This window comes from Segeticoccus rhizosphaerae, assembly GCF_009192725.1.
GTDB classification, from domain to species: domain Bacteria; phylum Actinomycetota; class Actinomycetes; order Actinomycetales; family Dermatophilaceae; genus Segeticoccus; species Segeticoccus rhizosphaerae.
This window is the reverse complement of sequence record NZ_VOHR01000220.1, coordinates 1-6,392: the sequence shown is the minus strand read 5'-3', so window position 1 is coordinate 6,392 and position 6,392 is coordinate 1. Positions and strand designations below refer to the sequence as shown.

Genomic DNA, 6,392 nt, shown 5'->3' with positions numbered 1-6,392 from the left:
GAGGCGGCGCGGATCGCGCAGCAGGCGGAGGCCGCCGCGATCAGGTGCCAGGCCTCGGTGTGGCGACGGCTGCTGCGACGCAGCTGACCCCTGCCACAGCCGCCGGCAAGGAGGGCTGCCCTGCGGGGGACCACGGCGTCGTCGTCAGCGGTGATCGGCAAGCCAGGCTGCGCCACGTCGCTTCGACGCACGAGCGAGCCAGGCGTCCTGCACGATCTCGACGATCTCCTCGCGGCTCACCCGGTGCAGCTCGCTGGCCCGGACCAGGACCGAGCGGTGTCCTTCGAAGTGGGGAGTGGTGAAGAACGGCGACTCCCGATCCTGCACCAAGGCCTCCTTGTCGGCGGGGGACTCGACCCAGAGCACGATGACGTCGTCGTAGCGTTCGCCGGTACTGGGATCCACTGCGTCGGGGCGCGGATTGCGGAAGAAGACGAAGGACTTGCCACCGACCTGGTATGCCGCGTTGCCCAGCGGACCCTCGTCGACGGTGACGTGTGGCATCGCCGCCGCGGTGTCGTGGATGTCCTGCGCTGTTGCTCGGCGCTCGGCGTCCTGCACCGGCTCACAGTACCGCGGCTGCTGGCACCGACCAGGTCGGCACACTCCTGGAGGCTATGCCGGCACGCACTCCTGCATCCGGGGCGCGGGCGCGGCGTTGATCGTCCTGTGTGCTGTGGCGGCCCTGACCATCCGGCGCGGAGTGCTCGAGGCCGAGTCGGCCCTTCCGTCTCGCGCGTCGAGGGAGTGTCGGCGTTGGTGCATCAGCAGATTGCGGGTGGTGGCCGTGACGACCTGGGACGAGCGTGACATGTTCACTCCCTCTGTTCGGGTGACCGAAGGCCTGCTGTGTCCAGCGGCGCCTGGCCGAGTGGGTGGGACTGTCAGCTGTAACGGAGGGAGCCTCCGATTAATTCCCGACGGGTGGGATTCTCCGTTCCACCGCCCACGACCCGTGGGCTTCACGGCACGGTCGCCGCAGGCCCCCGGCGCAGGGCGCTGCTCAGGGACGGCGCTGCCGACTACCTCACGGCGCTGCTCGAGATCGAGGGCCGGTCGAGACCGGCCGGGGACACCGGTGGTCAGTCGGTGTGACGCAGGACCGACTCCTGGCTGGGGAGCTGGTCCTGGCGCACGATGCCGACCGGGCACGTCATACCGTTGGGGCCGTGGTTGCAGTAACCGTTGGGATTCTTGTACAGGTACTGCTGGTGGTAGCCCTCGGCGTAGTAGAAGGGCCCGGCGCCGGATTCGCCTGAGACCGGCCGGATCTCGGTGGTGATCTGGCCGTGGCCGTGCTCGTGCAGCACCTGCTGGAACACGTCGCGCGTCGCGAGCGCCGCCTGCTCCTGCTCCGGCGTGGTCCAGTAGATCGCCGAGCGGTACTGCGTGCCGAGGTCGTTGCCCTGCTGATTCGGTGTGGTCGAGTCGTGGTTCTCCCAGAACGCCTTCAGCAGCTCCTCGGGAGTCACGGCACGCTGGTCGTAGGCGACCAGCACGGCCTCGGCGTGGCCGGTGCGCCCGGTGCACACCTCCTCATACGTCGGGTTGGGGGTGAAGCCACCCTGGTAGCCGGCGGCGGTCGTCACGACTCCGGGGATGCGCCAGAAGATCCGCTCGGTTCCCCAGAAGCACCCCATGGCGACGTGGAGCACCTGTGTCCCGTCGGGCCACGGCCCCTGCATCGGAGTGCCCAGCACCTCGTGGGTTGCCGGGACCCCGGGTAGCGGCTCGGCACGGCCGGCGAGGGCCTGCTCTCGCGTGACGGTCTTCGGGGTGCTGCGGAAGAGTGCCATGAGATCAGGGTATGCCGGGTGGCTGCGGCCCCTTCGTGCTGGTCACCGCTCCCTCACGGCAGGGCCACTCCTCGTCGCCCTGGTGCAGGGTCACGACCCCGTCGTCCGAGCGGCTCAGCCGGGCGTCGACGGCCTGGCAGAACAGCTCGGTTGCGGATGTGGCGAAGAACGTCAGGGGTGGCTGGTCGGCGATCGTGACGTGCAGCTCTTCGCCGCGACGCTCGATCCCCATCCGTGCCCCGGAGGGCAGGGCGAAGCTCCCGACGAAGGGTTCGAGCCCGCTCCGCAGCGGCGGGTCGATCGGGTCGAGGACCAGATCAGGCCAGTCGTGCCGCGCCGCCAGGCCCCCGAGGAGGTCGACGATGAGGTTGACGCCGCACTCGTCGCTGTTGGTCATGATGGCGGCCCCGTCACCGGTGTCCCGGTGCACCAGGAGGTGGCAGTTGAAGCCCTCGTTGCCGCCCAGGTGGCCAAACCAGCTGCCCCGACCGTCGGCGTCGGCGCGCAGGAACAGGCCGAGTCCCATGGAATCCAGCCCGCCGATCCGGGTGTAGGACTCCGACGTCGGGACCTGTCGGGTCAGCATCTGCGCCACCAGGTCGGGGCGGACGACGGCGTCAGGCTCGCCCCCGTCCGCCGCCCGGACGCCCATGGCGAAGCGGAGCAGGTCGGCCGGCGTGGTCCACAGGCCGGCGGCGCACTGCTCGGGGTAGACGTGCCACTCGCCCGCCACGACCGACCCGTCGCCGTGGTGGCCGGACGCCGCCTGCTCGTGCAGCTCGGGTGGCAGCGGCTGGGCAAACGTGCTGTGCCGCATGCCGAGCGGGGAGAGCACCAGCCGGTCGAGCAGCTCGTCGACGGGCGCACCCGACGCCTCCTCGAGCATCAGCTGGAGCACCGTGATCCCGCCGCCCGAGTAGCGGAACTGCAAGCCGGGGACCAGGTCGGCCCGCACGCCGGGAGAGTTGGCCGGCGCGACCCCTGCCAGGACCTGCGCGATGGTGGGCAGGGCCGCGCCGTTGGGATAGCCGGGGAAGCCCGAGGTGGTCAGCCCGGCGCTGTGGCTGGCGATCCGGCGCAGCGTGACCCGCGGTCGCCAGGCGCCGTTGGCCGGCACCGACCACGACCGGAGCCGTTCGTTGACGTCGGCGTCGAGGTCGAGCTCGCCGTCCTGCACGAGGCGGAGCGCACCGAAGACGGTCACCGGCTTGCTGATCGAGCAGGCCTGGAAGCGCGTGGTCGGGACGACCTCGGCCGCTGGCCCGTCGGAGCCGGCCCGGCGGGTGCCGAAGCACCACTGGCCGGTGATCCGCCCGCCGGTGAGCAGCGCGACCGACACGCCCGGCACGGCATACTCGCGCATCCGCTCCAGGACGTCGAAGCCAAACGGTTGCTCGCACGTCATGGGCGGAGGGTAACTGCCCGGACGACTGCTGCCACGGCTCGGTGAGGACTTGTCACACCCGGGTGGCCCGGCGCCGGCTCTCGTTGCCCAGCTCGTCGACGGCGGTGACCACGTAGGTGTAGCGCTCCCCGGGCGTCGCCGTCTGGTCGGTCCACCGGGTCCCGCCGGAGGGCGTGCCGGCCGCCACGGTCGCGACCAGGTGCCGCGCGTCGACGAAGTCGCAGTCCCGGGGCTCGCTGGACCCGTCGAACCGGTAGATCGCGAACGTGCTGGCGGGCCGCCCGAACGACCGCCATGACAGCGTGACCGGGTTGCCGTCTCCCACGGCGTGCAGGCTGACCACCGGCGCCGGGGCGCGCGAGTCGAGCCACAGCATGGTCGGCTGGAGCGCCGGGCGCTGGTAGTGCTGGGCGGTGACCAGCGAGGTGGCGCCGAGCAGGTCGGCCACCACGGACGACGCGTTGTAGAAGATGTCGCCGCTGACCTCGGGGTACTCCTGGTTCTTGGTCAGGTGGTTGGACATCTCCTGCGGGTCGTCGATCCACTCCGGAGACTGTGTGGAGGTGCCGATCTTGTAGGTCGCCTGGCCGATGTAGAGGCGCGTGTGCGAGCCGGACTCGCGGACCTGGCGGGCCCACCAGTCCACCAGCACGTCGTAGTCGGCGGGCGCGAATCCCTCCGCCCAGTAGATCTGCGGGCACAGGTAGTCGATCCACTCCTCGCGCAGCCAGCGGCGGGTGTCGGCGTACAGGTCGTCGTAGCACTCGGCGCCCGCTGTGGTGTCGGAACCGAGCGGGTCGGTCGCGATGTTGCGCCACACGGCGAAGGGGCTGACGCCGAACTGCACGTGCGGCTTGGCCTCGTGGATCGCCGCGACCAGGCCCTTGACCAGCCGGTTGATGTTGTCGCGACGCCACTCGGCCTTGTCGTCGAAGTCGGCGCCGTAGGTGGCGTAGGTGTCGTCGTCGGGGAACTCCTGCGTCCCGACGGGGTAGGGGTAGAAGTAGTCGTCGAAGTGGACGCCGTCCAGGTCGTAGCGCGTGACCGCGTCCATGATGGCGGCGATGTTGAACTCGGTGACGGCGGGGATGCCGGGGTTGTAGTAGAGCTTGGGGCCGTAGGCCACGACCCAGTCCGGGTGCAGGCGAGCCGGGTGGTCCGGCACGAGGGCGTCCAGGTCGGTGTCCATGCTGACGCGGTGCGGGTTGAACCAGCCGTGGATCCGCAGGTCGCGTGCGTGCGCCTCCTCGATCGCGAAGCCCAGCGGGTCGTAGCCGGGGTCCTTGCCCTGGGTGCCGGTGAGGTACTTCGACCACGGCTCGTGCTCCGAGGGCCAGAAGGCGTCGGCGGTCGGTCGCACCTGCAGGACGACGGTGTTGTAACCCCGCTCGACGGCGGTGTCGTAGAGGCTCACGAGCTCGCGCTTCTGCTCGTCGGCGCTGAGCCCGGGCTTGCTGGGCCAGTCGATGTTGACCACGGTGGCGATCCACATGCCGCGGAGCTGGTGCTTGGGTGTGGACGGGTCGGGTTCACAGCTCTGGTGGGGCGCGGTGGCAGCCAACGCGGCCGGCGCGTCCACGGTCGTGAGCGTGGCCAGGGCGGCGACTCCGGCGGCTGCGGTCAGAAAGTTACGGCGTTTGAGGTGATCCATGTCACTTTATTACCACCGTGGTCGCGCTCATGGGGCCTTGCGTGGTGCCGATCTGCCGCCCGGCCGCCTCGCGATACGTTCGGCACAGGCACCGGATGCCGCCGGACCGGCGGCCAGATCCCCAGGGAGGCCCCGCCGTGGCCGACGACCAGCAGCCCAGCACGCCGGAGGCCGTGACTCGGCTCTACCTCACGCTGGGCCGGATCAACCGGGCCCTGCGCCGCGACGCCCGGGACGCGCCGGTGGGTCACGGTGCCCTCAGCGCGCTCGCCACGATGAGCAGTGGCGAGCCGCTGCGGCTCGGGGTGCTCGCCGAGGCCGAGGGAGTCAGTGCCGCCTCGATGAGCCGCATCATCTCGGCCCTCGAGCGGATGGGACACGTGCGCCGGCAACCGGACCCGGAGGACGGCCGCGCCTTCCTGATCGAGCCGACGGAGAGCGGACGTGCCCTGGTCGAGGCCGGTCGCGCTGCCCGGATGCAGGCGCTCGGCGGCCGGATGGCTTCCCTGACCCCAGACCAGCGTGCTTCGCTGCTCCAGGCCCTGCCCGCCCTCGAGGCGCTGGTGGACTGACCGCCGCCGAGCGGATCAGCGTCGCGGATCGTCGCGGGAAGCGGGGTACACGTCGCGTCCGCGCGCGTCCCGCTCCGGGCCACGCCAAGGGCGCCTACGCTACAACTGGACTGAACCGCGACGACGCCTCGTCCGTGTCACCTGCAGGAGGTGGTGCCCACGGACAGCCAGGTCGAGCTGATGCAGACGCTGCACGCCCAGCACGCGGCCGCGCTCTGGGGCTACAGCCTGCGCCTGACCGGCGGCGACCGGGCCCGCGCTGAGGACATCGTGCAGGAGACGCTGCTGCGTGCCTGGCGACATCCGCAGGTGCTCGACCAGTCGGAGCGCTCGGCGAGGGCGTGGCTGTGCACGGTCGCCCGCAACCTGGTCATCGACGAGTGGCGCTCGCGTCGTTCGAGGGTCGAGGTGCTCACCGGCGACCTGCCGGAGGGGCCGGACGGCAACGGCGCCGGGGACGACGTCGACCGGCGGCTGCAGTCCTGGCTCGTGGCCGAGGCGCTGTCGCGGCTGTCCCTCGAGCACCGTGCGGTGCTCGTGGAGTGCTACTACCGCGGCAGGTCCGTGGCTGAGGCCGCCCGTGCCCTCGACATCCCGGAGGGCACGGTCAAGTCACGGTCGCACTATGCGCTGCGCGCCCTGCGCCTGGTGCTCGAGGAGATGGGAGAGGGTCCGTGAACCACGACGAGGTGCGTGAGTATGACGCCGCGTACGTCCTCGGTGCGCTCTCGCCTGCCGAGCGGCGCGCCTTCGAGGAGCACCTCGCGACCTGCCGGGAGTGTGCACGAGCAGTGCGCCAGATCGCGGGGATGCCGGGCCTGCTCGCCTCCGTGCCGCGGGACCTGGCGGAGGGCGAGCTCGGCTGGCCCGGTCCGGTGCCCGAGACGTTGCTGCCCCGGCTGGTGCGCGAGGTCCGGCGGCGGCGCACTCGTCGCAGCTGGACGATCGGCGCGGTCGCAGCCGTCGCC

The 6,392-nt window shown here is 71.2% G+C and carries 8 protein-coding genes; 3 read left to right on the top strand and 5 right to left on the bottom strand.

Features of this window, described 5'->3' with window-relative positions:
- Positions 1-144: 144 nt before the first annotated feature.
- The 5 genes from FRW57_RS15415 to FRW57_RS15395 form a co-directional block, all read right to left on the bottom strand.
- Positions 145-561, bottom strand: a complete 417-nt coding sequence (locus FRW57_RS15415; RefSeq protein WP_238384456.1) for an MmcQ/YjbR family DNA-binding protein — start codon at positions 559-561, stop codon at positions 145-147.
- A gap of 54 nt (positions 562-615) precedes the next feature.
- Positions 616-813 (bottom strand): hypothetical protein, encoded by a 198-nt coding sequence (locus tag FRW57_RS15410; protein ID WP_152186410.1) that lies wholly within the window; start codon positions 811-813, stop codon positions 616-618.
- 269 nt (positions 814-1,082) lie between these two features.
- A complete protein-coding gene (gene msrA / locus FRW57_RS15405; RefSeq protein ID WP_152186409.1) occupies positions 1,083-1,796 on the bottom strand; it encodes a peptide-methionine (S)-S-oxide reductase MsrA in 714 nt (237 codons plus the stop codon).
- A 4-nt stretch (positions 1,797-1,800) separates the two neighbouring features.
- Positions 1,801-3,201 carry a serine hydrolase domain-containing protein gene (locus FRW57_RS15400; RefSeq protein WP_152186408.1) on the bottom strand — a complete coding sequence of 467 codons (1,401 nt, stop codon included), beginning with the start codon at positions 3,199-3,201 and terminating at the stop codon, positions 1,801-1,803.
- A gap of 52 nt (positions 3,202-3,253) precedes the next feature.
- The gene (locus tag FRW57_RS15395; protein ID WP_152186407.1) at positions 3,254-4,852 is read right to left on the bottom strand and encodes a glycoside hydrolase family 10-like protein; all 1,599 of its coding nucleotides are present in this window, start codon (positions 4,850-4,852) and stop codon (positions 3,254-3,256) included.
- A 137-nt stretch (positions 4,853-4,989) separates the two neighbouring features.
- On the opposite strand from FRW57_RS15395, the gene FRW57_RS15390 reads away from it, so the two are divergent.
- The 3 genes from FRW57_RS15390 to FRW57_RS15380 form a co-directional block, all read left to right on the top strand.
- Positions 4,990-5,424 carry a MarR family winged helix-turn-helix transcriptional regulator gene (locus tag FRW57_RS15390; RefSeq protein ID WP_203230350.1) on the top strand — a complete coding sequence of 145 codons (435 nt, stop codon included), beginning with the start codon at positions 4,990-4,992 and terminating at the stop codon, positions 5,422-5,424.
- Positions 5,425-5,604: 180 nt separating this feature from the next.
- Complete coding sequence (locus tag FRW57_RS15385) at positions 5,605-6,102, top strand: sigma-70 family RNA polymerase sigma factor (protein ID WP_238999450.1); 498 nt, start codon at positions 5,605-5,607, stop codon at positions 6,100-6,102.
- The coding region (locus FRW57_RS15380) for an anti-sigma factor family protein (RefSeq protein ID WP_162529376.1) at positions 6,099-6,392 on the top strand (294 nt) is incomplete at its 3' end. The genes FRW57_RS15385 and FRW57_RS15380, both read left to right, overlap by 4 nt.